This window comes from Blautia pseudococcoides, assembly GCF_001689125.2.
Classification (GTDB): Bacteria; Bacillota; Clostridia; order Lachnospirales; family Lachnospiraceae; genus Blautia; species Blautia pseudococcoides.
The window spans coordinates 4,351,478-4,378,333 of sequence record NZ_CP015405.2; the positions used below are offsets into that span (position 1 = coordinate 4,351,478).

The 26,856-nt window shown below is 48.0% G+C and carries 20 protein-coding genes; 14 read left to right on the top strand and 6 right to left on the bottom strand.

Annotated features, from left to right (window positions below; all coding sequences use genetic code 11):
- Window positions 1–22 precede the first annotated feature (22 nt).
- From A4V09_RS20535 to rsmA, 3 genes are all read left to right on the top strand, one after another.
- Window positions 23–2,485: a glycogen/starch/alpha-glucan phosphorylase gene (locus tag A4V09_RS20535; protein WP_065543958.1), complete on the top strand. Its 2,463-nt coding sequence runs from the start codon at window positions 23–25 to the stop codon at window positions 2,483–2,485.
- A gap of 605 nt (window positions 2,486–3,090) precedes the next feature.
- On the top strand, window positions 3,091–5,928 hold the full coding sequence (locus A4V09_RS20540) for a hypothetical protein (protein WP_242963879.1): 2,838 nt from the start codon (window positions 3,091–3,093) through the stop codon (window positions 5,926–5,928).
- A gap of 62 nt (window positions 5,929–5,990) precedes the next feature.
- Window positions 5,991–6,872: a 16S rRNA (adenine(1518)-N(6)/adenine(1519)-N(6))-dimethyltransferase RsmA gene (gene rsmA, locus A4V09_RS20545; RefSeq protein ID WP_065544893.1), complete on the top strand. Its 882-nt coding sequence runs from the start codon at window positions 5,991–5,993 to the stop codon at window positions 6,870–6,872.
- Between the two features lie 106 nt (window positions 6,873–6,978).
- Here the strand turns inward: rsmA and A4V09_RS20550 are convergent, their stop codons facing one another.
- The gene (locus A4V09_RS20550) at window positions 6,979–7,143 is read right to left on the bottom strand and encodes a hypothetical protein (protein WP_198168559.1); all 165 of its coding nucleotides are present in this window, start codon (window positions 7,141–7,143) and stop codon (window positions 6,979–6,981) included.
- A 380-nt stretch (window positions 7,144–7,523) separates the two neighbouring features.
- On the opposite strand from A4V09_RS20550, the gene A4V09_RS20555 reads away from it, so the two are divergent.
- From A4V09_RS20555 to phnX, 5 genes are read left to right on the top strand one after another with little or no spacing between them, the layout of a single operon-like run.
- Window positions 7,524–8,294, top strand: a complete 771-nt coding sequence (locus A4V09_RS20555) for an ABC transporter ATP-binding protein (protein WP_065543960.1) — start codon at window positions 7,524–7,526, stop codon at window positions 8,292–8,294.
- 4 nt (window positions 8,295–8,298) lie between these two features.
- The gene (locus A4V09_RS20560) at window positions 8,299–9,978 is read left to right on the top strand and encodes an ABC transporter permease subunit (RefSeq protein WP_065543961.1); all 1,680 of its coding nucleotides are present in this window, start codon (window positions 8,299–8,301) and stop codon (window positions 9,976–9,978) included.
- Window positions 9,975–10,952, top strand: coding sequence for an extracellular solute-binding protein (locus A4V09_RS20565; protein ID WP_065543962.1), 978 nt, complete (start codon window positions 9,975–9,977; stop codon window positions 10,950–10,952). The genes A4V09_RS20560 and A4V09_RS20565 overlap by 4 nt, the downstream gene beginning before the upstream one ends.
- A gap of 42 nt (window positions 10,953–10,994) precedes the next feature.
- Window positions 10,995–12,092 (top strand): 2-aminoethylphosphonate--pyruvate transaminase, encoded by a 1,098-nt coding sequence (phnW, locus tag A4V09_RS20570; protein WP_065543963.1) that lies wholly within the window; start codon window positions 10,995–10,997, stop codon window positions 12,090–12,092.
- The gene (gene phnX, locus A4V09_RS20575) at window positions 12,089–12,856 is read left to right on the top strand and encodes a phosphonoacetaldehyde hydrolase (RefSeq protein ID WP_065543964.1); all 768 of its coding nucleotides are present in this window, start codon (window positions 12,089–12,091) and stop codon (window positions 12,854–12,856) included. Before phnW ends, phnX begins: the two co-directional genes overlap by 4 nt.
- 170 nt (window positions 12,857–13,026) lie before the next feature.
- Here the strand turns inward: phnX and A4V09_RS20580 are convergent, their stop codons facing one another.
- Entirely contained in the window at window positions 13,027–14,247 is a 1,221-nt protein-coding gene (locus tag A4V09_RS20580) for a helix-turn-helix transcriptional regulator (RefSeq protein WP_052099324.1), read from the bottom strand.
- Window positions 14,248–14,405: 158 nt separating this feature from the next.
- On the opposite strand from A4V09_RS20580, the gene uidA reads away from it, so the two are divergent.
- On the top strand, window positions 14,406–16,226 hold the full coding sequence (uidA, locus tag A4V09_RS20585; protein ID WP_065543965.1) for a beta-glucuronidase: 1,821 nt from the start codon (window positions 14,406–14,408) through the stop codon (window positions 16,224–16,226).
- Between the two features lie 119 nt (window positions 16,227–16,345).
- On the top strand, window positions 16,346–17,749 hold the full coding sequence (locus A4V09_RS20590) for an MFS transporter (RefSeq protein WP_065544894.1): 1,404 nt from the start codon (window positions 16,346–16,348) through the stop codon (window positions 17,747–17,749).
- 242 nt (window positions 17,750–17,991) lie between these two features.
- Here the strand turns inward: A4V09_RS20590 and A4V09_RS20595 are convergent, their stop codons facing one another.
- On the bottom strand, window positions 17,992–19,158 hold the full coding sequence (locus A4V09_RS20595; RefSeq protein WP_065543966.1) for an ROK family transcriptional regulator: 1,167 nt from the start codon (window positions 19,156–19,158) through the stop codon (window positions 17,992–17,994).
- A gap of 305 nt (window positions 19,159–19,463) precedes the next feature.
- Between A4V09_RS20595 and A4V09_RS20600 the strand changes: the two genes are divergently transcribed.
- Window positions 19,464–20,351 carry a DUF1002 domain-containing protein gene (locus A4V09_RS20600; protein WP_065543967.1) on the top strand — a complete coding sequence of 296 codons (888 nt, stop codon included), beginning with the start codon at window positions 19,464–19,466 and terminating at the stop codon, window positions 20,349–20,351.
- A gap of 140 nt (window positions 20,352–20,491) precedes the next feature.
- On the opposite strand, the gene A4V09_RS20605 is transcribed toward A4V09_RS20600, so the two are convergent.
- The 3 genes from A4V09_RS20605 to A4V09_RS20615 form a co-directional block, all read right to left on the bottom strand.
- Window positions 20,492–21,145, bottom strand: a complete 654-nt coding sequence (locus A4V09_RS20605) for a GTP pyrophosphokinase (RefSeq protein ID WP_065543968.1) — start codon at window positions 21,143–21,145, stop codon at window positions 20,492–20,494.
- Between the two features lie 158 nt (window positions 21,146–21,303).
- Complete coding sequence (locus A4V09_RS20610; RefSeq protein WP_084043699.1) at window positions 21,304–22,362, bottom strand: PTS sugar transporter subunit IIC; 1,059 nt, start codon at window positions 22,360–22,362, stop codon at window positions 21,304–21,306.
- Between the two features lie 17 nt (window positions 22,363–22,379).
- A complete protein-coding gene (locus A4V09_RS20615) occupies window positions 22,380–23,084 on the bottom strand; it encodes a S1 RNA-binding domain-containing protein (protein ID WP_065543969.1) in 705 nt (234 codons plus the stop codon).
- Window positions 23,085–23,757: 673 nt separating this feature from the next.
- Between A4V09_RS20615 and A4V09_RS20620 the strand changes: the two genes are divergently transcribed.
- The 3 genes from A4V09_RS20620 to A4V09_RS20630 all read left to right on the top strand — a co-directional run bounded on the left by A4V09_RS20620 (window position 23,758) and on the right by A4V09_RS20630 (window position 26,843).
- Entirely contained in the window at window positions 23,758–25,413 is a 1,656-nt protein-coding gene (locus tag A4V09_RS20620; RefSeq protein ID WP_065543970.1) for a putative manganese-dependent inorganic diphosphatase, read from the top strand.
- A 97-nt stretch (window positions 25,414–25,510) separates the two neighbouring features.
- Complete coding sequence (locus tag A4V09_RS20625) at window positions 25,511–25,870, top strand: hypothetical protein (protein WP_065543971.1); 360 nt, start codon at window positions 25,511–25,513, stop codon at window positions 25,868–25,870.
- A gap of 13 nt (window positions 25,871–25,883) precedes the next feature.
- Window positions 25,884–26,843 (top strand): glycoside hydrolase family 31 protein, encoded by a 960-nt coding sequence (locus A4V09_RS20630; protein WP_242963880.1) that lies wholly within the window; start codon window positions 25,884–25,886, stop codon window positions 26,841–26,843.
- Window positions 26,844–26,856: the final 13 nt, after the last annotated feature.

Below are 26,856 nucleotides of genomic sequence, written 5' to 3' on the forward strand. Positions count from 1 at the left end.
GTCAGTTCCGGAGGAGGAGAAAATGTTAGATAATAATTTTAAAAAAGAAGAATTTAAGAAAAGCGTCAAGGAAAATGTAAAGATGCTTTACAGAAAGACCATTGAGGAGGCAAGCCAGGAGCAGATTTTCCAGGCAGTTTCCCTTGCGGTCAAAGACGTTATCATTGACAACTGGTTATTGACACAAAAACAGTATGAGAAGGATGACCCGAAGATTGTATACTACCTGTCCATGGAGTTTCTTATGGGCCGTGCGCTGGGCAACAACCTGATCAATCTGTGCGCATACAATGAAGTGAAAGAAGCTCTGGAGGAACTGGGCTTTGATTTAAATGTGATCGAGGACCAGGAGCCGGACCCGGCTCTTGGAAACGGCGGTCTGGGAAGACTGGCAGCATGTTTCCTGGATTCCCTGGCAACCCTTGGCTACTGTGCTTACGGCTGCGGTATCCGTTACCATTATGGTCTGTTCAAACAGAAGATAGAGAACGGATTCCAGGTGGAAGTACCGGATAACTGGCTGAAAGACGGCTACCCATTCGAGCTTCGCCGTCCGGAATACGCCAAAGAAGTAAAATTCGGAGGATATGTAAAGGTAGTATATGACCCTGCCACAGGCAGAAACAATTTCGTACAGGAGGGATACCAGTCCGTACTGGCTATTCCTTACGATATGCCTATCGTGGGTTACAACAATAAGATCGTCAATACCCTGAGGATCTGGGATGCACAGGCCATCAGCGAATTCCAGCTTGACCTGTTTGACAAGGGCGATTACAGAAAAGCAGTTGAGCAGGAGAACCTTGCAAAGAACATCTGTGATGTCCTTTATCCCAATGACAATCACTATGCAGGTAAAGAGCTGCGTCTGAAACAGCAGTATTTCTTCATCTCCGCAAGTATCCAGGCTGCCATTGAGAAATATAAAAAATCTCACAATGACCTGCATGACCTGCCGAAGAAAGTCACCTTCCAGTTAAATGATACCCATCCGACCATGACTGTGGCGGAGCTGATGCGTATCCTTCTGGACGAGGAAGGGATGACCTGGGAGGAGGCATGGGAGATCACAACCCATACCTGTGCCTATACCAACCACACCATTATGGCAGAAGCATTGGAAAAGTGGCCTATTGAGCTGTTCTCCAAACTGCTTCCCCGTATTTATCAGATCATTGAGGAGATCAACCGCAGATTTATCCAGGAAATCAACAACAAATATCCGGGAAATCAGGAAAAAGTCCGCAAAATGGCCATCATCTATGACGGACAGGTGAAGATGGCACACCTTGCTATCGCAGGCGGATACTCTGTGAACGGTGTTGCAAGGCTCCATACGGAAATCCTGAAAAAGCAGGAATTAAAGGATTTCTATGAGATGTATCCCAATAAATTCAACAACAAGACCAACGGTATCACACAGAGACGTTTCCTGCTCCATGGCAACCCGCTGCTGGCAGACTGGGTGACAGACCATATCGGAGACGGCTGGATCACCGACCTGGCACAGCTTTCCAAGCTGAAAGTATATGCAGATGATAAGAGGGCACAGCAGGAGTTCATGAACATTAAATATCAGAACAAAGTGCGCCTTGCAAAATACATCATGGAGAACAACGGCATTGAGGTTGACCCACGTTCCATCTTTGATGTACAGGTAAAACGTCTGCATGAGTACAAACGCCAGCTTATGAATATTCTGCATGTTATGTATCTGTACAACCAGATCAAAGAGCATCCGGAAATGGATTTCTATCCCAGAACCTTTATTTTCGGCGCAAAAGCCGCAGCAGGATATGTGCGCGCAAAACTGACTATCAAGCTGATCAATGCAGTTGCAGATGTGGTGAACAACGATAAATCCATCAATGGCAAATTGAAAGTTGTATTTATTGAGAACTACCGCGTATCCAATGCGGAGATGATCTTTGCGGCAGCAGATGTATCTGAGCAGATTTCTACTGCAAGTAAAGAGGCGTCTGGAACCGGAAACATGAAGTTTATGCTGAACGGAGCGGTTACCATCGGTACTATGGACGGTGCCAACGTGGAGATCGTGGAGGAAGTAGGCCAGGAGAATGCATTTATCTTCGGTCTGTCCTCAGATGAAGTTATCAACTTTGAGAACCACGGCGGATACGATCCTATGCAGTATTTTAACAACGACCCGGATATCCGTAATGTGCTGATGCAGTTGATCAACGGAACGTATTCCAATGGTGACTTTGAGCTGTTCCGTGATATCTATGATTCACTGCTGAATACAAAGAGCAGTGACAGGGCAGATACTTACTTTATTCTGGCTGACTTTAAGGCTTATGCGGAAGCACAGAAGCGTGTGGAAGAGGCTTATAAGGATGAAGCGGGATGGGCTGAGAAGGCACTGCTGAATACAGCATGCTCCGGTAAGTTTACATCTGACAGGACGATACAGCAGTATGTGGATGAGATCTGGCATCTGGATAAGGTTACGATTGATAAATAGAGATAGTGTTATCCTGGTGAGTGCAGGGTGATGATGTGAGGGAGCTGTCCTGATGAATTGAGAGGTTCATGGGACGGCTCCCTTTTGGTATTGGTGTATGCGGACGCCGGGTCTGGCCATAAGCTTCCCTGTACGGACGGGAGCAGAGAACTTCCGAGCTAACACGCAACCCGCACGAAGTTCATCGCCTTAGGGTTCTTCACTAAGTGCTTACTAGCGTGTGGATCTCGTAAGATTCTCTAAGCGCTCCTAAACGTCCGTACAGGGAAGCTTATGGCCAGACCCGGCTGTGCGTTTATGCGGGAAGGGTAAGCAGTTCGACGTGGATACAGTAGAGGGTTCTGTTTATGTCAGATTTCTACTTGCCGTTATTGGCTTAAAATACCGACAGAATAGAAATTATTAAAATGATTTCTGAATTTGATGTTAAAATATATCTGACATGTAATAATTGGTGTATTTGTCAAAACTACGTGCCAATCATTTCTTTTGACATCCTTTTTGGTCTATGGTACACTGAAAATAATTATGGAGAAATATACCCTACCGTAATAATGTCTGAAGACTACTCGAAATGGAAGAATATACTAACAGAGGTGAAAACAGTGGACAAGAACGAATACCGTGCCAAACTGGACGTGATCAACGATCTGGTTGACAGGCAGGACTATAAGGGGGCTCTGGAGATTGTCGATACGATTGACTGGCGCAGGGTGCGAAGTGCAAGAACACTCTGTATGGTCGGCGAGATTTATGAGGCGAATAAACGGTATGAAGACAGCCGCAGGCTGCTCATACTGGCACATCAGAGGGCACCTATAGGAAAAACAGTAATATACCGGCTGGTTGAGCTGGCGGTCAAAATGGGGGATTTTGATGAGGCAGTGGAATATTACAATCAGTTTGTAGAGATTTCCCCGAATGATAACTCACGCTACATATTAAAGTACAAGATTTACAGAGGAAGACGTTCACCCATCCAGGAACAGATGGCAATTCTGGAAGAGTACAAGGGACGTGAGTATACGGAGCGCTGGTCCTATGAGCTGGCAAGGCTGTATGCCAAGGCCGGCATGAAGGACAAATGTGTGGAAGAATGCGATGACTTGATTCTCTGGTTCAGTGAAGGCAAATACGTGATAAAAGCCATGGAGCTGAAAATGAAATATGCTCCGCTTTCCCCAAGCCAGGAGGAAAAGTACAGAAACCGTTATGTGGAACCGTCACCGGAGAGCGCAGCGGCAGCGGCAGCAGCCACAATAACCGCAGCCACTCAGGCAGCGTCAAAGCTTGTCAGTCAGTCCGTCGGCGCAGGCGTGTCGGAACAAATTACAGATGAAATGCCCCATATCGAGTCAGTCCGCTCCAGGGCAACTGGAAAGGCACCGGAGGAAGTATCCGTATTTTCACCGATTTTTGAGACTACAGGGGTTTTACAGGATAAAATTGCGAAGGGCATCCGGGATGTATTCTCCGGAGGACCGAAGGAAGAGGAAGAGACCCAAGCCCAGGCGGAGGAGACAGCAGATCCCGCTGCTGAAGATACCCGGGACTACAGCATGGAGGATGACACTGAGGATTACGTGGTGAAGGAACTGGAACCGGACAATCCCGCATCCGGAAGCATCGCAGCCGCAGCTATAAGGCAGCCGGCAGCAAGGCCGGTTGAGGCGCCAAGGCCTCAGGCAGTACAGGCCGCCGCTGAACCTGCTCCGGAGGTGGATTTGGATGCCATCCTGGCTGAGACAGCCGGAGAGCTGGCCCAGGCTGTTGCCAAGGTTTCCAGTGGAGTGACGCCGATCAGCGCAGCGGAAACAATTGCGGCAGAGAATACGCCGACAGATGGGGGGAACAAAGCTGCTGCATCAGAAGGTACGCCGTCAGTGGCGGAGAACAAAGCTGCTGCATCGGAAGGTACGCCGTCAGATGGGGGGAACAAAGCTGCTGCATCAGAAGGTACGCCGTCAGATACGGAGAACAAAGCTGCTGCATCAGAAGGTACGCCGTCAGTGGTGGAAGCGGGAGCCGCTGCATCAGAAGGTATGCCGTCAGTGGTGGAAGCAGGAGCTGTTGTGCCGGAGGATGCACCGGGAGGATCTGCTGTGCAGGCCGCTACAGCGAATGAAGTCAGTGAGACGGAAACAGCCACGGTCAGAAGTGATGATGCGGATACAGCCTCAGCCGGCAGCATTGAACCTCAGACCATATACCAGCATGACCGGGAACCAAAGCCGGTTTCGGAAGCTGCTGAAGAATCCGTCAAAGAATATACAGTCGGCGCCCTGCCGTCTGTTTCTGAGACAGAGGAGAGATACACACAGGCGGAGGAAGCGCATCAGGAATCTGCACAGCCGATTTCCGGGGAAGCGGAAGAGGAGGAACTTCTGCAGCAGCTTTCCATGGAAGCTATCATGGCAGAGGCTGCCATAACCACAGAACCGGACAACCTGGACGGCAGAACCATTGAGATACCTGTGGAAGAGGTACGGGCAGGACTTGGAGGAATGACCATTGACCTTCAGAAGGCACTGGAATCAGCTGTAATGGAACCGGAAAGTCCTGTACAGTCTGAGCCTGACGAGTCAGAGAATGAATATATCCATACGGTTGCCGAGGATAAGCGCATGCCGGCAGAGGCGTCCCTGTCTCCGGCTGGAACAGCCACGGCGTCCATTCTGAGACATCACCTTACCCCGGAGGAACAGAAACGTCTCTTCACCTATTTTGCTCCCATACCCGGGCTGACCCAGCAGATCACAGAAGCCCTTGACATTGCCCAGGAATCGGCATGTGAGAGGACATCAAAATCCGGAAATATAGTTATTACAGGCCGTGAAGGCGCAGGCAAAACCCGCTTGTCCGAAGGCCTTATAAAAGCCATCTGTAAGGAACGCCACATGGAAGGTGCCAAGATCGCCTATCTGGATGCAGAGAAGATGAACGCAAAAGACCCGGCCTATGTGGTAGACAAGCTTGCAGGCGGATTTCTGGTGGTAGAGAATGCCTCATCCCTGAAGGAAGATGTAATAGAAAAACTCTCCAAGGCAATGGAGTTCAGGACAAACCGTCTGACTGTTATTCTGGAAGATTTAAAACCCGGCATTCAGAGTCTGGAAAAGACATATCCTGACTTTATGGAAAAATTCGATTCCCGTGTGGTCATTCCGGTCTTCACCAATGACGAGCTGGTATCCTTTGCTAAGACATACTCCAAAGAGATGGGATATAAGATTGATGACATGGCTGTTCTGGCCCTGTATACCCTGATTGGCGACAACCAGGATGAAGACGATCCCGTATCTGTGGGACAGGTAAAAGAGATGATGGACAACGCGATCAAACGCGCCTCCAGAGGCGGAAGGCGCCCAGGCAAGAAAGTGGCAAAGCGCCATTTGGATGAGAGCGGACGCATTATGCTTTACGAAAAAGACTTTGATGTATAAAAATATCCCCGGCAGGCGCACATGCCTGCCGGGGAACCTTAATTATGACGGGAGATGAAAAGATGACAGCCCCATATCTGGGAAACCCAAAAGGGACGATTGAAGTCCTGCAGAAATATGACTTTGTTTTTCAAAAGAAATACGGGCAGAACTTTTTGATCGACACCCATGTACTCGACAAAATAATAGATGCTGCACATATCACGAAGGAGGACTTCGTCCTGGAGATCGGCCCCGGTATCGGAACCATGACCCAATACCTGGCACAGGCGGCGGGAAAGGTATATGCGGTTGAAATCGACAAGACGCTGATTCCCATTCTGGAAGACACGCTTCAGGAATTTCCGAATGTGACCATATTAAATGAAGACATTCTGAAAGTCGATATCAAAAAACTGGCAGAGGAACACAACGCAGGAAAACCCATCAAAGTTGTAGCGAATCTGCCATATTATATTACCACGCCGATCATCATGGGATTGTTTGAAGGTTATGTGCCCATTGCGTCTATTACGGTAATGGTGCAGAAAGAGGTGGCGGACCGTATGCAGGTAGGGCCGGGAACCAAGGACTACGGTGCCCTGTCCCTGGCAGTCCAGTATTATGCTGACCCCTATATTGTGGCAAATGTACCGCCCAACTGCTTTATGCCCAGACCTAAAGTGGGAAGTGCAGTTATACGCCTGACACGCCACAAAGAACCTCCGGTGGATGTTAAGGACGAAAAGCTTATGTTCCGCCTGATTCGTGCTTCCTTTAACCAAAGGCGCAAAACGCTGGCTAACGGACTGAACAATTCCCCTGAACTGTCATTTACCAAGGAGGAAATACAGCGTACCATAGAAGCCTGCGGCTTCCGGGAAGGGATTCGGGGGGAGGCACTGACACTGGCGGATTTCGCACAGCTCGCCAACGCGCTTGCAGATATTGGAGACTCCGCTTAGGAGCTGACAGTAACCGTTCAAGCATCTGAAGTGTTACGAAGGCCGGCCCATGATGTAAGGATTAGGGATGTTCCTGTAGTGGGAATGTATCCGTAATGATGAAGGATCAGCAGATTTTATTGCCATTTGCCATCAGCTTAAATTTTATGCCCAGTATTTCGGAAGCCCGCTTACACATGAGCATACGCTGCATGAAAATTTCATAATAGTCCATAATGGAACAAATCTCTTCATCCAGTTCAATATTGAGCTGGATGATTTTTTTATCCATTTGAATGGAGAGGTTCGGAAATGGCCGGTCAATTTGGCCTGGTCCCCAAGCAGGATGATCTTAGTCCCCTTTCCGGCCAAGGTGTCCTGGCAGACCCTTCCAAGATGCGTCTTTCATCCAGGACGGATATTTTTCTCATATAGTAAGGTCCCTCCTGTTTTTTCATTTTACATCCCAATCTTACATCTATATAGCAAAGGGTTCTATCCGTCTATTGTTAAATCCGCTGAGAGTTTTCGTAAAACAGCGGCACCGGCAGCCGTTTTACAGGCATTTAACCAAGAACTTACGAAAACGGGATGGATAAAAAGGTGAAAATGCAGTTTAATAAGCTTTGTCAGCGGCTTTGCTGTACATGAAAGGAAAGGAGAATACATTTCATGTTAGAACTTCAGAATGTAACAAAATCCTATGACGGAGTCACCATTTTGCAGAATATCAATCTTTGTATCGAGGAGGGAGAAATCGTCTCTATCCTGGGACCGTCCGGATGCGGAAAAACAACACTTTTGAATCTTATACTTGGTATTACTGATTTAGATGAAGGAAAGATCGTATTCAATGACAGAGATATGACAAATGTACCCATGGAGGAACGCGGATTTAACATTGTATTTCAGGATTATGCCCTGTTTCCCAATTTAAATGTATATGAAAATATTACCTATGGGCTCAGAAACAAACCGAATATTTCCAGCGATAAGGAAGTACAGGAATTCATTCACCTTCTGGGACTGGAAGAACACCTGGATAAAAAAATAGAACAGCTCTCCGGGGGTCAGAAACAGCGCGTGGCTCTTGCCCGGACCATGGTAATGAAGCCCAAGATACTCCTTCTGGATGAGCCTCTGAGTGCCCTTGACGGAGTCATAAAAGAATCCATCAAAGAGAAAATAAAAGAGATCGCCAGGGAATTTCACCTGACTACCATCATCGTCACCCACGATCCGGAGGAAGCGCTGACTTTGTCCGACAAGGTGCTGATCGTAAACAAGGGAACCATTTCCCAGTACGGATGCCCGGAAGAGATCATCACTTCCCCGCAGAATCTCTTTGTAAAAGAGTTTATCCTGAACCAGCTTGAGATCAAGAAAAACAATATTTTTATGCTGTTCCGTCAGGATAAGCAGGTGAGCCTGCAGGTGGTGTAAACATATGATAAAAAGAAACGAAAAGGAAATAAAAGTAATCTATGTGCTGGTGGTCCTCCTGTTTCTGGTCTTCCTTGCGGTCCCCATACTGAGACTTCTCGGAAAGTCCTTTGAAGGGGCAGCGGGGTTGTCCGTGGAGAATTACATAACCGTGCTGACAGGAAAAGGATTCGGCAGGGCGCTTCTGAACAGTCTGTGGATCTCGGTCTGCAGTGCGCTTCTGGCCACTCTGCTGGCTTTTTTCCTGGCTTATGCCATCCACTATACAAACCTGAAGAAGAGGACCAAAAAACTGATCCGTACCCTGGCTGTGCTGCCCATGCTGCTTCCCACAATTACTTACGGGTTTGCCATCATTTATTCCTTTGGCAAACAGGGACTTCTGACAAGACTTTTCGGACGCCAGATTTTTGAGATATATGGGTTTAACGGTCTGCTTCTGGGGTATGTGATCTATACCCTTCCCGTTTCCTTCCTGCTTATTCTGAACACCATGAGCTACATAGACAAGAAATTCATGGTGGTGTCCAGAGTCATGGGAGATAAGCCCTTCGCCACATTTATGGGAACCGTGGTGCGCCCTCTTCTGGGCACCCTTGCGGCCTCCATGGTACAGTGCTTTTTCCTGTGCTTCACAGATTACGGGATCCCTGCATCAGTGGGCGGAAAATTTGAGGTTGTGGCAACAGTTCTCTATAACGAGATGCTGGGCAGTATACCCAACTTCCAGAATGGAGCCGTGGTGGCAATGATGATGCTCCTTCCCTCTGTGCTGAGTATTTCACTGCTTCACTGGCTGGAACGCTACAATGTCCGATACAACAAAATTTCCACCATAGAAATAAGAAAAAACAGAAGGAGAGATTACTTCTGCGGCGTGACCAGCAGCGTGATCCTGCTTGTGATCCTCTCCGTGTTTGCTGTGATCATTGTGGTTCCCTTTGTGGAAGAATGGCCCTACCGAACCGATTTCACCCTGTCACATGTGACAGAAGTGTTCCGGGACAGCAGCCTGCTGGGGGTTTACAAAAATTCACTGTTTATGGCAGTGCTGACAGCCCTTGCGGGACTTATCACCACTTACGGCGCGGCACTTGCCACAGCCAGAAGCCAGCTGAACAGGAAATGGAAGGGTATCATTGAGAGCATCGCACTGGTGACTAACACCATTCCGGGTATGGTGATCGGTATTGCGTTTCTTCTTATTTTTACAGGCACACCGCTGCAGAATACCTTTGCCCTGATCATCCTGTGCAATGTGGTGCATTTTTTCTCCACACCATATCTGATGATGAAGAATTCCCTGGAGAAGCTGAACAGTTCCTGGGAGACAACTGCCCTTCTCATGGGGGACTCCTGGGCAAAGACCATCTTCAGGATCGTGACGCCCAACATGCGCTCCACTATCCTGGAAGTGTTCAGCTATTACTTCGTCAACGCCATGGTGACAGTCAGCGCCGTCATCTTCATTGCCGGTGCCAGGACCATGGTCATCACTACCAAGATAAAGGAACTTCAGTATTATACCAGATTCAATGAAATATTCGTCCTGTCCCTGCTGATCCTGGCAACGAATCTGCTGGTAAAGGGATTTGTGGGATATCTGTCCCAGAGGGAATTCCATCCGGGAAAAATCCCGGACTTATCCATATTAAAAAAGAAAAGAGGAGTACAGAAAGTATGAAAATGAAAAAAGTAACGGCATTCATAATGACAGCAGCCCTGGGGGTATCTATTCTTGCCGGATGCGGCTCAGGCAGTGAGAAACAGGTAGTCATCTATTCAAACGCAGATGATGAGGCTGTAGAAGCCATGAAAGAGACCCTGGACGCAAACGGCTACGAGGGAAAATATCTGTTCCAGACCTTCGGTACCTCCGAACTTGGGGGCAAACTGCTGGCAGAGGGGAAAAATATTGAGGCGGACATGGTGACCATGAGTTCCTTTTACCTGGACAGTGCACAGGAGCAGAACAACATGTTCCGGGATCTGACCTTTGACTATAACACCCTTACAGAATTCCCTGCATTCTATGCACCTATCACCTCCCAGGAGGGAGCCATTCTTCTGAATACAGAGATGCTCAGTGAAAATAAGCTGGACAGGCCTGAGAGCCTCAAAGACCTGACAAAGCCGGAATACAAAGACCTGCTGTCTGTGACAGACATCAAAAGTTCATCCACGGCATGGCTTCTCATGCAGGCCCTTGTCAGCGAATACGGGGAGGACGGCGCCAAGGACGTTTTGAAAGGCATCTATGAAAATGCCGGGGCACACATCGAAAGCTCAGGCTCCGCGCCGCTGAAAAAAATCCGTGCCGGTGAGGTTGCAGTTGGATTCGGCCTCCGCCACCAGGCAGTTGCCGACAAAAAGGACGGCCTTCCTGTAGACTATGTGGACCCAAAAGAGGGCAATTTCTCCCTCACAGAGTCCGTTGCAGTGGTCGACAAGAAAGACGCCAATCCCCTGGCTATGGAAATGGCCCAGTGCATGGTGGAAAAGGGAAGAAGCGAACTGATCAAGACATATCCAAACCCAATCTACCAGGGCGAGGAAGCAGACCCGGATAATGTGTCCACCTATCCGAAAGTTTTCTCAGAGAAGTTAACCGTATCCCTTCTGGAACGCCATCAGGAGCTTTCAGAGGAATGTAAATAAGCAGCCACTCCAAAACAAAATAAAAACACAGGAGAAATGAAAATGTTAAACTATAAATTATTAACCCCAGGCCCTCTGACCACAACAGACACCGTAAAAAAAGAGATGCTTTTTGACCACTGCACATGGGATGATGACTATAAAAAAATCACCCTGAAAATCCGTAGCCAGCTTTTGAAGCTGGCCCATGTATCCGAGCCGGAATACACAGTTGTCCTCATGCAGGGCAGCGGAACCTTTGGCGTGGAGTCTGTTATCACCAGCGTGATCGGCAAAAGCGACAAACTCCTCATTGCAGCAAACGGTGCCTACGGGGAGAGAATGGCCGACATTGCCGCTCATGCAGGCATCCCCTATGTACTTTACCGTGAGGAATACGACAAAGTCCCCTCCCCCAAGATCATTAAAAAAATCATGAAAGAGGACCCGGAGATCACACATGTATCCATGGTACACAGCGAGACAACATCCGGTATCCTCAACGACATAGAGTCAGTTGCAAAAGTAGTAAAAGAAATGGGCAGGACCTTCATCGTGGATGCCATGTCCAGCTTCGGGGGCGTAGATATCCCGGCAGCCCAATGGGGTATTGACTTCCTGGTCAGCAGTGCCAACAAATGCATCCAGGGCGTTCCCGGATTCTCCTTCATCATCTGCAGAACAGACAAACTCATGGACAGCAGCGGAAAAGCCAGAAGCCTGTCCCTGGATCTGTACGACCAGTGGCTGACCATGAACAAAGACGGAAAATGGCGTTTTACATCCCCCACCCACGTAGTTCTGGCCTTTGCGAAAGCCCTGGAGGAACTGGAGGAGGAAGGCGGCATCCCGGCCCGTTCCAAACGCTACGCAGAGAACAACCGTTACCTCATCGAAAAACTACGGGAACTGGGAATCCGCCCCTACATAGAAGGCAGATACCAAGGCCCCATCATCACCACCTTCTTCTATCCGGAGGGAAGCCGCTTCTCCTTCCAGGAGATGTACCGGTACATCAAAGAGAGAGGCTATGCCATCTACCCAGGCAAAGTCACAGATGCCGATACCTTCCGCATTGGAAACATAGGCGAGATCTACCATGAAGACATGGAAAACCTTTACAATATCATCAAAGAATTTCTGGAGGCAGACAAAAAATGAACAAATTTGACGCGATCATATTCGACTGGGCAGGAACCACAGTAGACTACGGAAGCTTTGCTCCCGTACAGGCATTCATAAAAGCCTTTGAAGAGTTTAGCATAACACCCACAATAGAGGAGGTACGCGCCCCCATGGGTATGCTGAAGATAGACCACATCCGCACCATGCTTTCCATGGACCGCATTAAAAACCTGTGGACCCAGATCCACGGCACCCCCTGGACCGAGGACGACGTAAAAGAAGTGTACGAGCACAGCGAGACCGCCATCCTGGAGATCCTCCCGGACTTTGCGTCCCCCAAGCCCCACGTCCCTGAGACCATAGAAAAACTGCGGAGCCTGGGCCTGCAGATAGGCTCCACCACAGGCTACACAGAGCAAATGATGAAAATTGTAGCCCCCAGAGCCGCAGAACAAGGCTATGCTCCCGACTTCTGGTTCAGCCCTGACGACGTAGGCGGCATTGGCCGTCCCTACCCCTACATGATCTTCCGCAACATGGAATCCATGCACCTCATGGATGTCCGCCGAATCATAAAAGTAGGAGACACGGTAGCTGACATCAAAGAAGGCAAAAACGCAGGCATGCTCTCCGTAGGTGTCCTGGAAGGCAGCTCCGTCCTGGGCCTCACCGAATCCGAATACAACGCCCTGTCCCCTGCCGACAGGTCCGCCCATCTCACCCAGGCCGCCCAAACCTACAAAACCGCCGGCGCCGACCACATCATCCAAGACATCCGGGGCCTCCTAGACCTCCTATAATTAACAATTCCCAAAAGAACCGCACCCCAAATCCAACACCGGTGCGGTTCTTTCTAAATATCCATATTCTTCTTCCAATCCACATATCCGCATCCAGCCCCACACCATCTCCCAAACTAACGCCTTTATTCTTTTACCGTTCTCTCCCCTCCTCCCCGTCCCTTTCGCCATCATTTCTGATGAATCATCTCCCGATACTCACTAGGCGTCCTCCCCATATTCCTTTTAAACAACCGCGTAAAATAATTCAAATCCGCCACCCCGCACGCCGCCGCAATACTTTGTATCTGCAAATCCGTAGAATTCAGCAAAAACACCGCATTCTCAATCCTTTTCTTATTCACAAAATCCGTCAGCGTACTCCCTGTTTCCTTCTTAAACAGTGTAGACAAGTAACTGGGACTGATAGAAAACTCCTCCGCCAGCCTTTTAAGACTCAGATCATCTGTCAAATACAGACAAATATGGTTGATCACATTCTGAATAATTGGTGAATACCCCTTCAAAGAATGGGACTTCACCAGAAGACAATACTTCCGCATCATTTCCCGTTTCAGCTTCCCGTCCTCATCCTCGCTGGTGATCGTCTCAATCTCCCGTGCATACTTAGAAGAAAGTTCATCCAAATACAGCGGGTGCACCCCGCCATACTCCGCGGCCTTCCGAAGCAGGGTATTTAATATGATCAGATAATTCTTGGAGTCCCGGATGCGGTTGGAAAGCCTCTGCTCCAGAGAAACCGTCATCTCCCCGGCTGCCAGCAGCTCGATCTTTTTATAATTTCCTGAAGCCACTGCCTGCATCATCTCCTGCTCTGACTGGTACCTCTGTTCGATCAGCTCCCGGTTTTCCAGATTGACCTGTGCCTGTCCATAGTAAACCTTTGTAATTTCATCCATAAACATATCACAGTATTCAACAGAAAAATGTTCAGCCCCGCCAAATATTTCCGCTGCCAGCAGAAGCAGTATGGTGCGCACATCATCTTCGTGGTTAATGAAAGGGATCAGTTCATAATACTGTTTCAAAAATCCGGAAAACTCTGTGGGGATGGACAATTTTTGCTGCATCTTCAGGATGAATTTTTTATCGGCTCTGTGCTGCAGATAAGGACCGGCTATAAAAAAGGCAGGTGATTCCGTCTCCGGCAGCCGCATTACTGTGTGATGGCAGTTAAAACAATCTTTGGAAAAATACATCACATGCTCTTTACTGTTTCTGATAAAATGCAGTGCGTTATCCCTGGAGTCACTGTCTGCCGCGATTTTCTTTCTCAATCCCAAATCCAGATCAATATGGTCAAGTTCATCCTCCATTAAGATGTAGGTTTGGAAATTATAATTTTTCAACACTTTCCGGGAAAAATTCAAAACAGTGTCATACGACGCCATACATATGCCCCCTCATACTATTTTTAATTATTATCATACAATTTTTTGAAATGTTCAAGTCCTAAATAAAAAAATGCGAATAAAGCAAAAAAATGTAAGAATGCTGTTGGCTTAAAACTGCTAGAATCTAGCCATACAAGAAACGAGGAGGAGAAGAAATGTTACAGTATTCAATGTTATACCCGAAGCAGTCCGTATCCAGAAGAACCGTGAGCATGGATGGCATGTGGAAATTTTGCCTGGACCCGGAAGGAAAGGGAACAGAAAACGGGTGGGCAGATGGAATCCCCCAGGCTGACCTTATTCCCGTGCCTGCCAGCTTTCAGGATTTTTACACAGACAAAGACACAAGGGAATATGCGGGTGATCTTTGGTATGAGACAGATGTATTTGTTCCGGAAGAATATGCGGGAAAAAATGTAGCTATCCGCTTTGGGTGTGCAACCCACAGAGCAGAGGTTTATTTAAACGGTGTCCATGTGGCATCTCATGTGGGCGGGTTCCTTCCCTTTATGGCTGACATTACAAATGTGGCCAGATACAATGCAGTAAATAAGGTTGTTGTCAAAATCAACAATGAGCTGAGTGAGACCAATATCCCCTGCGGTAAAACAAAAGTTCTCAGCAATGGAAAGAAAATGAACAGTCCGTATTTTGACTTTTTCAACTATTCCGGGTTACAGCGCCCTGTAAAGCTGGTTGCATATCCAAAGGAATATGTGTTTGACCTGACAGTGGACCACAGGATAAACGGCAGAGACGCGGAGGTTTCTTACAGCGTAGTTACCACAGGAGAGCATCCGGTGGAGGTTACGGTTTATGATGAGGACGGCAGAGAAGTGGCAGTTTCCCAGGGAAAAGAGGGAATCCTCCACATTGAAAATGCACATCTGTGGCAGGTGAGAAACGCTTATCTCTATACCTTTACGGTGCGCATCAAGGACGAAGAGGAAGTGCTGGATGAATATAGTGAGGAGATTGGCGTCCGCACTGTGGAGGTAAAGGGAAAAGACATCCTGATCAACGGTTCTCCTGTTTATCTGAAAGGTTTCGGAAAACACGAGGATAGTGATATTGTGGGCCGCGGGTTTCACATTGGGGTTATGAAGAGAGATTTTGAATGTATGAAATGGATCGGAGCTAACTCCTTCCGTACCTCCCATTATCCATACAGTGACGAGATTTACCAGATGGCGGACCGTGAAGGCTTCCTGGTCATTGATGAGGTTCCGGCTGTGGGACTTTTTGAGAGTCTGATGAACTTCATGGAGGCATCTACTGGGAAGAAGACGGCATTTTTTGCAAAAGACACCATCCCTGAATTGCTGGAAAATCATCTGCGTGCAGTGGAGGAGATGATAACCAGAGACAAGAACCATGCCTGCGTCATTGCCTGGTCCCTGTTAAACGAGCCTGAGACCACAGATGAGGCCGCAGTACCATATTTTGAGAAAGTGTTTGCGCGGGCTCATGAGCTGGATGTGCAGAAGCGCCCCAGAACATTTGCGCTGATCATGAATTCCCTGCCGGATACCTGCAAATGCTATCATCTGGCAGATGTGATCAGTATGAACCGTTACTATGGCTGGTATCTTATGGGCGGGTACGAGATGTGTGACGCAGAGGCGGCTTTTAGGGCAGAGATGGACAAGTGGGCCGGCAAGGACCTGGACAGACCGTTTATCTTCACCGAATATGGAGCTGACACGTATGCCGCGGAGCACAAACTGCCTTCTGTTATGTGGAGCCAGGAATACCAGAAAGAATATCTGGAAATGTGCCACAGAGTCTTTGACTCCTATGATTTCATCAAAGGTGAGCAGGTTTGGAATTTTGCAGATTTCCAGACCACAGAGGGGATCATGCGTGTAAACGGCAACAAAAAAGGAATCTTCACCAGACAGAGACAGCCAAAAGATGCAGCCTTCTACTTTAAGGAGCGCTGGGAAAGCCTGCCGCTGAACCATAAAAGTAAGTAAGCATACAGCCCGCACTAAGCAGAGATCCGATTGCCGTAGGTGTTTCGGCGGGATTTCTGCCTGTAACTGCAGGCGGGGGACAGTTGCCTGAGGATAAGAAAAAAAACAGGGAGATTACCATGAACGAGAAAAATAATGCAAGGCCATTTGGGATACGGGATAAAATCGGCTATATGTTCGGTGACTTTGGAAATGATTTTACCTTTATATTTGCCAGCTCCTTCCTAATGGTATTTTATACAAAGGTACTTGGGATCAGCGGTGCTATGGTAGGAACGCTGTTTCTGCTGGCCAGGGTAGTGGATGCCTTTACGGATATCACCATGGGGCGTATTGTGGACTCTGTGAAGCCGTCCAGAGACGGAAGGTTCCGCTGCTGGCTGAGAAGAATGTGCGGTCCGGTTGCCATTGCCAGCTTTTTAATGTACCAGGGCGGCATGGCAGGAGCGCCTATGACACTGAAGATTGTTTATATGTATGTGACATACCTGTTGTGGGGCAGTGTGTTTTATACATCTATCAATATCCCTTACGGTTCTATGGCATCAGCTATTACGGAGAAGCCGGATGAGAGGACTGCCCTCTCCACATTCCGTACTGTGGGAGCCACACTGGCCGGTCTGGTTATCGGAACGGTGACACCGCTTCTGATCTACGTGAAGGATGCGGACGGCAATCAGGTTATCAGGAGTACCTCTATTTTCACTATCATTGCCGGTGTGTTCGCGGTATGCGCAATCCTTTGCTACATCATTTGCTATAAGCTTACTACAGAGCGTGTAAAAGTGGAGCCGGATCCGAATGCTAAAAAGGTAACATTGGGACAGACCTTTGCAGCTATTTTCAAGAGCCGTGCACTGTTGGGGATCATTGGGGCAGCTATTTTCCTTCTGCTGAGCCAGCTTCTCATACAAGCCATGAACAATTATCTGTACACAGAATATTTTGGATCTGCAGGCGCGATCTCCATTGTGACCATAGTGAACACAGCCCTTATGCTGCTGGTGGTTGCACCACTCAGTGTGCCCATCAGCCGCAGATTCGGGAAAAAAGAAGCATCCACGGCAGGAGTGCTTCTGGCAGGAGTTATCTTCCTTGTCCTGTATTTTATGCATGTGCAGAACGTTGTGGTTTACATTGTACTTGCCAATGTGGGTATGCTGGGACTTGGATTCTTCAATACCGTAATTTGGGCTAATATCACAGACGTTATAGACGACCAGGAGGTAAAGACAGGTCAGAGGGAAGACGGTACCGTTTACGCAGTATATTCCTTTGCAAGAAAACTGGGCCAGGCACTGGCCGGAGGCGCAGGAGGCTGGGCACTGTCCATTATCGGGTACGACCAGCTTGCAAAGGTACAGACAGCGTCCGTGATCAACGGCCTGTACACAACCTCCACACTGATACCTGCCATCTGCTTTTTCGTTGTGGCTCTGTTCTTATGGTTTGTGTATCCGCTGAGTAAGAAAAAGGTGGAAGCCAATGTGGAAGAATTGAAGAGCAGACGTGAGAACGCCTAAATAAATTTTTCCAAAACAAAAGCCATCGCCCGGACATATCCAAACCGGGCGATGGCTTTTTCTATAAATATTAAAGGAAGGAGAGCCGGTCTTACGACCGACATATGAAAAAGAAAATATAAAAATAATGTTTGATTTAAATTATTTTTATGATATAAGTATATTCCCTAAATATGTGCAAATCATGTTTAACTTGTGAAGAATTCATGAACGAAAACCGAATCTTTTATGAATGTAAAAAATTATCGTAAATTGTCACTAAATGGAACCCGTATTTTCAAATGTTTGATATCCAGAAAACGTTCCGCACACAGCCGTATCCCACCCATAAGCCCTGATGTATCCTGCAGTCTGGAGGGGATAATGCGGCAGTCCCGGTTTTGATGGGAGGCCAGGTATGCCACGATCCGCTGATTAATATCAGGAATATAGTTGGAAAAAGAACTGTTGAGCACGATCAGGTCAATATTGAAGGTATTGATGATATTATTAATGCCGATAGACATATATTTTACAAACAGATCCATCATCTCCAGCGCATCTGTTTTCCGATCCTGATATGCCCTGAGAAAGCTGTCAATGGTAACGGTGTTCTGATGGGTGCGCGCAGCATATTCTTTCAGAATAGCCCTCTCCGAAGTATACAGCTCAAAACAGCCGTTATTGCCGCAGGGACAGGGTTTGCCGTCGGGGAACAGGATGGTGTGGCCGAACTCTCCGGCGTAGCCGTCACGGCCTTTATAGAGCTGCTCATCAATAAGGATACCCATACCGACTCCATCGTGTATGTTCAGATGGATCATATTTTTATAATTATAATGAAATGCGGACTCACCCAGCACGGACAGATTGGATTCATTTTCCACATGTACCGGTATGCCAAACTCCCCGGCCAGGATTTTTCCCAGGTAAGGTTCTGGAAGAGGGTAGTAGGGGGTAAAAATGATCTCATTGTCCCGCACAACACCGTAAATACCGATGGATACTCCCACAATCCCATAAGGAGCATCCTTGCACCGGGGAATGGCTTCTTTCATAATACCGCGGAGCAGCTCCAGCAGACTGTCCTCCTCCCGGAAGGGATATTCCTTCAAATGGCAGTCTTCACCCTTTAAGTCAGCGGTCAGTGTGATGATCTGACGGGGATGGACATCTATGGAAAAGACATAACCGCATTTTTTCCGGAACTCCAAAAGGATGGGCTTCCTGCCCAGGGCGGTCTGGGCGCTGCCTATCTCTGCCACCAGATTCTGGTCCATCAGCTCCTGCACAATGTTGGATATGGTTGCCTTTGTCAGATGCAGCTCCTTAGCCAGAGCAGCACGGGAGATAGGCGGATTGTTTACAATATATTCCAGGACCTGCCGCCTGTTGTTGTCTCTTATCATTTCTTGGTTTGCGATCGCCATAAATAATCCTCCGTAATGCAGAATGTAATTACTGTTATAGTAATCATACCACTTCTTCTATACTTGGGGCAAGTAATTTGTTTACCCACTATACAAATTAAAGCTATATTCCAATGTGCACCACACAGCATCCCCTTGGGGAAAATACCTAATTGGACGGCGGGCAGTGAACCGCAGCCTTAGGAAAATCCTAGGAAAATTTTAAGAGAAACTTTAGATGCAGGATTTGACGATTTATGCTATTCTTATAGCAGGCAGGGACATCCTGCGTGTTACAAGGGGGATATAAGAAAGGAGTTATGATCATGATGAAAAGAGGACTTGCATTTCTGGTGGGGGGAATCATGCTGCTGGCGTCACCTGTCAGTGTACTGGCAGACCGTGAGGACGCCAAACTGGAAAAACCATATGTATCGTTAGGCGCGGATCTGAATGCACAGGAGCGTGCCACTGTGCTGGAGCTTTTGGGGGTGACGGAGGATGACCTGAAAAATTATACGACCGCCACCATCACCAACCAGGATGAGCATGACTATCTGGACGCTTATCTGGACAAAAGTGTGATTGGATCAAGGGCACTTTCCTCCGTATTGGTTGAAGGCAAGACGGACGGAAACGGGATCAAAGTAACAACCCACAACATTTCCTACTGCACCACGGGCATGTACCAGAATGCTCTGGTAACTGCCGGAATCAAGGATGCAGATATTGTGGTAGCAGGACCCTTCAAGATTTCCGGAACAGCCGCTTTGGTAGGTGCCATCAAATCCTACGAGAACATGACCGGGGAGAAGGTAGAACAGGAAAATGCGGATACAGCCACAAATGAGCTGGTCATCACGGGAAAGCTTGCAGAAAATATGGGTGACAGTGAAAAGGCAGAGCAGCTTGTAGGCGCAGTAAAGGAAAAAGTAGTGGAAGCCCGGAATCTGTCAGAGGATGAAATCGGTGATGTGGTGGACCAGGCTGCAAACGAGATGGAGATCAAACTTTCTGATGAGGACAGACAGGCTATCGTAGATTTGATGGAGAAGATCAAAGGTCTGGATCTGGATGTGGACAGTCTGAAAGAGCAGGCTAAGGACTTGTACGGCAAGATTGAGGACCTGGGACTGAAGCTGGATATCAACCAGGAAAAGGTACAGGGATTCTTTGATAAGATCATTCAATTCTTTAAGGATCTGTTCAGCTAAGAGAACATGGAGGCCTGCTGCTGGCCATCCGTATAACCACAATAGATAAAGGCCCCGGACATACAGATCACTCTGTGGTTCGGGGCCTCTTTTTCATACCTGTTTAACAGCCGCAGCTCTGTGTAAGCCGGCCGGGACGTCTATTCGTTTTCATAACCGGTGCTGCATTTCTGAATTGCCTCGTTCAGGGAAAGCATGCGTCGGTCAAGCTGAGATGCTATTTTAGCACATTCCTGTAATTCACTGCTTATATAATCCGGGGCATTTCCTTCAAATTTATAATAAATCTTGTGCTCCAGGCTTGCCCAGAAATCCTGGGCGATAGTGCGGATCTGTATTTCCACCTTGGTCTCCACTACACCGTCTGACAGGAAGATGGGGACGGTTACAATCATATGATAACTCTGATAACCGCTTTCCTTGGGATTCTTTATGTAGTCCTTCAGGGAAAGTATCTTCAGATCAGTCTGCTTTGCGATCATGTCTGCTATGCGGTAAATATCTGAAGTGAAAGAACAAATGATCCGGATACCTGCAATATCGTTTACATACTTGACCATGTTTTCAATATTGGAATCATATCCGTTTTTCCTCAGTTTCTTTACAATACTCTCAGGCGTTTTGATCCTGGATTTTACATGTTCAATCGGATTATAACGGTGGATGTGCTGAAATTCTTCATTCAGAATATCAATCTTGGTCCCCACTTCCTTCAGTGCGGCATTGTACAGGAACATCAGAGTTTCCCAGCTGTTTACGTCCTCGTAATTGGTAATATGAAGGGCGCTGCTCATTCTTTTCACATCCTCTTTCGCGATTCACGGCAGTGTATTTACAGGTGCTTTTCACTGCCGGCGGGAACATTCCCACTTTTATCAAGTATATCACAAAAGCGTCAGATTGTCACAATTTTGACGATTGTTAATGAAAATTTTATAGGTCTGTCAATATTTTACACTTCCAGTTTCATATCTCCGGCTTTGATCCAGTTCAGCTTCCGCATACAGTTGCAGAAGAACAGAGACAAAAGTCCGGGAAGCAGGAAATGGAGCAGTACGATTTTTACCATTACGAGCACAGCACCCTCTGCGGGAACCATGGTCTGCCAGGTCATGATCTGGCCTACAAGACCTGCGGTACCCATACCGGAACCGGTGGCGTTGTTGGTCATTTTAAATAACATGGTACCGATAGGGCCCAGAATTGCGCTGGATAAAATAACCGGCAGCCAGATGATCGGTTTTCTTACGATGTTGGGTACCTGGAGCATGGAAGTACCGATTCCCTGGGCTAAAAGGCCGGAGATCCCGTTTTCCTTAAAGCTTGCCACAGCAAACCCTATCATGTTGCAGCAGCATCCAACTGTAGCTGCACCGGCTGCCAGGCCGGACAAGTTCAAAATCACACCCAGGGCTGCGGAGCTTATGGGGAGCGTCAGTATCATTCCCATAAGGACTGATACAATAATGCCCATGAGAAGTGGCTGCTGCTCGGTTCCCCAGTTGATCAGGGAGCCTAACTGCGTCATCATGCGGCTGATCGGCGGTCCCACCAGAATGCCCACAGCGGAGCCGGAGAGGATGCCTGCCAGAGGTGCCAGGATAATATCCAGACGGGTCCTTCCGGCAACCAGGCGTGCCAGTTCAATGGCTGCATAGGCGGCAACAAAGGCACCCAGAGGTTCCCCGGGACCGGACAGGATCACAGCGCCATCCTCAGCAAATACGGCACCTGCGGTGATCTTGCCTGCAAAACCGCCCACCATGCCTGCGGTGGCAGCAGAGAGAACCACCAGGGGCGCCTCTTTAAATCTGCATGCCACACCCACACCGATGCCGGCACTTGTCATGGCTGCAGCCATTTTGCCAAACTGGTACAGCAGGGTTCCCATGTTTCCGCCAATGAGATTTCCAATCTGCTGGATGATGGTGCCGATGATCAGGGTGGCAAAAAGACCGGAAGCCATGCCGCTTAAACCGTCCACAAAAATGCGGTTCAGTAATTTTTTCAATGTTCTGTACTCCTGTCTTAATCCAGTTTGATATTTTTAAACAGGGAGCCAAGTGTTGTTGTCAGCTCTTCGCTTTTGGGAATCTCGATATCTTCAAACGTATCCTTTTCCTCCGGAACTTCCTGGAGTGCTTTCATGCTGAGGCTGATTTTACCGTCTTCATTCTTGATCACCTTTACAGTTACTTTGTCGCCTACGGATAATACGGCTTTTGGAGATTTGATCCTTTTCTGGCTGATCTGGGATACATGGACCAGGCCGGAAATACCGTCACCCAGGTCTACGAAAGCACCGTAGTTCTGCAGGGTCTCAACCGTGCCGTCCAGGACTGCGCCCACTTTGATCTCAGCGGTCTTCTCACGTTTTTCAGCGTCTCTTTTCTCTCTCAGGACTTCCCTTGCAGAGAGTACCAGGTTGTTATCCTCCTCGCTTACATCAAAGACACGGACTGTCAGAGTCTTTTTCAGGAACTCCTCCGGGTCTTCCACGTACTGCAGGGACAGTTTGGATACGGGGATGAAAGCGCGGATGCCTTCCACATAAGCGATGGCGCCGCCTTTTACAATGCCTTCGATGGTTACGTCAAATTCGGTCTTGTCCTCTTTCATTTTCTCCAGCTTTTCCCAGATGTCCATATCTGCATCTCTGAAGCTCTTAAAAGAAGCGTCGATCTCTTTTGCGAAGTCGTCCATAGTTTCCTGGTTTTTCATTTCTTCTGCCATGATTTTTCCCTCCTGTGTCGGTTAGCAAATTCTTTTGCCTTCGATTATATCACAGAAAGGGGAAGGGCCGCAATGTTTGTGTGCAGAAAATAGGGGAGAAAAGGGGGACGGAGAGGTGGACGGAGAGGCAGTTCTCACCCCCGGCCCTCTCCCATACCTCTCCTGGTTTTCTCTGCCCACCACAGGATGAAAAAAAGATAAAAGAAAAAATAGGGTGGGGAGTGGGAGGTAAATTGATATTCTTTTAAAAGTATGTTAGGATGTAATTATTCAGCGGGGCTGCGTATTTATTGTGGCAGCTAGCTGTGAGGGCGTATTCTGCGGAAAAGTAAGAAGTACGTTGCCAAGGCTGTATGGATTTTTTGTATCTGTTAGGATACGGAATAGTTGTGCTAGTATAAAAATACAGTGTTTCTTGAAATTGGGAAGGCTGAATAGTTGTGGGAAGATTTGTAGAAAATAATGTAACGGTTCCGTAGATTGGGGCATTGGCTGCGCTGGTCTTAGGAAAGTATTTTGCAGATGGGCGGGAATTTCGGGGACTGGAGTATGTGGGGATGGGGTTTCAGGTATGCTCCGGGACGAAGGTGTATGGATTTTTGCCGGTAACTGTGAAGGTACGGAACAGTTATGAAGTGATGATTATATAGAAGTAAGGGAAAGGAAACGGAGAATGGCAAAACAAGGGAAGATCTATATAATGGGCCATAAAAATCCGGATACGGATTCTATCTGCTCGGCCATCGCTTATGCGGATATTAAGAATCGTTCGGGTGATGGGAGAAGGTATCTTGCAAAACGGGCAGGACAGATCAATAGTGAGACGGAGTATGTGCTGAAGCGTTTTGGGATGGAGGCACCGGGGTATCTGGCAGATGTGGGTACACAGGTAAAGGATATGGAGATCAGGGAGACGCCTGGGGTATCCAGCAGTATTTCTATTAAAGATGCCTGGGCGATCATGAAGGAGAGTAATGCCGTGACCCTGCCTATTACAAAGGAGGACGGACAGCTTGAGGGGCTGATCACTACCGGGGATATTGCCAAGTCTTATATGGACGCACATGACAACTATTTCTTGTCAAATGCAAGAACGCAGTACAGGAGTATCGCCAATACGGTTGATGGGACTGTGGTAACAGGAAACCCTCATGGGTATTTTGTGAAGGGGAAGGTGGTTATCGGGGCTGCGCATCCGGACAAACTGGGGGAGTTTCTGGAGGAGGATGACCTGGTGATCCTGGGAGACAGGCATGAGGACCATCTGTGCGCGATCCGTGAGAATGTAAGCTGTGTGGTTGTCTGCAATAATACTGAGGTGGAGGAGAATATTAAGGATGCAGCACTTAAGAATGACTGTGTTATTGTGCGTTCGCCTCTGGATACTTTTACGGTGGCAAGACTGATCAATCAGAGTATTCCTGTGAAACATATTATGAAAAAGGATGATCTCATCACCTTCCAGACGGATGATTTTACGGATGATATCAGGGATGTGATGGTTAAGAACAGGCACAGGGCATTTCCGGTGGTGAATAAGCATGGGAAGTATATCGGAACTGTTTCCAGAAGGAATCTGCTGGGGATGAAGAAAAAGGAACTGATCCTGGTGGACCATAATGAGAAGACGCAGGCAGTGGATAATATTGACGCTGCCCATATTCTGGAAATTATTGACCACCACAGACTGGGGTCCCTGGAAACGATCTCGCCTATTATGTTCCGGAATCAGCCGGTGGGTTGTACCGCCACGATCATGTATCAGATCTATACGGAAAAGGCTATGGAAATACAGCCGAATATAGCAGGGCTTCTCTGCGCGGCTATTATTTCAGATACATTGATGTTCCGTTCTCCTACCTGCACCCATATGGATAAGATGGCGGCAGGGGCGCTGGCGCTTATTGCAGGTGTCAATATAGAAGAGTTTGCAAGAGAGATGTTTACAGCGGGTAGTAACCTGAAAGGAAAGACAACGGAAGGTATTTTCTATCAGGATTTTAAACGATTTACTGCGGATGATACCAATTTCGGGGTGGGTCAGATAAGCTCTATGAACGAGGAGGAGCTGCAGGATCTGAAAAAGCGCCTGATTCCGTTTATGAAGAAAGAGTGCGGCAAGAATGGTATCACTATGGTATTTATCATGCTTACCAATATTTTGGATGAATCCTCTGAGATCATATGTTACGGGGATGGAAGCGGGAAGTTGGTGGAGGATGCTTTCGGTGTGAAGGAGGAGGAAGGCGGCTATATTCTTCAGGGAGTAGTATCCAGGAAGAAACAGTTGATCCCTGCCCTTATCAGTACGCTGCAGCAGAATAATTAGAACTGGGAATGGACTGTGATCAGGAGGAGAATATCCCTACGACGCTTCCAGTGAAGCGGAGATCAATCTGCGCAGAAATGACAGCACGAATCAGGCAATGCCCTTTTTTGTATCTACAAAGGGCCGTTATTTTTGGTGTGACGAGGGCTTTCTCCTCCATTTTGGGGGAGGAAACATTACAATTGACCGGGATGTGGAATTGCGGGAGGGTTATGTAAACCTAAAGGGGGCATATCTGGCAGCCAGCAGGGAGCACTTTCCGTTCGGAAAAGAAGGGCCCAGTGATGAATTCTTTAAGAATCCGGTCTATAACTCCTGGATAGAGCTTACTTTTTGGCAGAATGAGGAGGCAATCCTAAAATATGCGGACAGTATTCTGGATAATGGGATGTCTGCAGGGGTGCTGATGAGAAAAGTTCCCCCATGCCAAAGAGATGCTGAAAACCCTTCACAGTAAAGGGTTCTCTGTGATGCTTTGGATCTGTCCTTACATCACACCAGACACCCTGCAGTACCGCCAGGCGAAAGCAATGGATATTCTGATCAAGAATCCGGACGGGAAGCCTCTTATCACAGAATGGTGGAACGGTTATTCCGCTGCCCTGGATCTGTCAAACCCGGCTGCCGTTGAATGGCTGGACAAGCAGTTGGAGGCCCTTAGGGAGATAGGCGTTGACGGTTTTAAATTTGACGGAGCAGATGTGCTGTATTATCCTGATGATATAATAACCGCAGGGAGTGTCACACCTAACGACATGGCACGCTTATGGTGTGCTTATGCGGAGAAGTATGCTTTTAATGAGCTGCGCATGGCCTTTAAGGCCGGGGGCATGGCCCTGATGCAGAGGCTCTGTGACAAGCCCCACAATTGGGGGGAGGAGGGCATCCGGGCACTTGTGCCTGACACTCTGATGCAGGGGATCACAGGACATCCTTTTGGAAGCCCGGATATGATCGGAGGCGGGGAATATATGAATTTCCAGGAGAACAGCGGGAATCTGGACCAGGAGCTGTTTAACCGCCACAGTGAGATCGCCTGCCTTCTGCCTGTCATGCAGTTTTCTGCAGCGCCGTGGAGGGTGCTGGGAAAGGAAAGCTATGACAGGATACTAAAAAGTGTGAAACTGAGAGAGCGTTACGCACCAAAGATCCTGGAGCTGGCCCATCATGCGGCCCGTACGGGGGAGCCTGCTGCCAGGTATATGGCATATGAATTCCCGGAGGGCGGTTATGAAAGAGTGAATGACCAGTTTATGCTGGGGGAAGATATTTTAGTGGCGCCCATCTGTGAAAAAGGCAGGACATCCAGAAATGTGGCTGTGCCAAAGGGCAGATGGCGTTTTCAGGGCACTGTGATCGAGAGCGAAGGGGGCGTCATGGAGCTTACTCCTGAGGAAGGCGTGCCGATCGTGCTCGAAAAATGCGAATAAAAACATTTGAAGA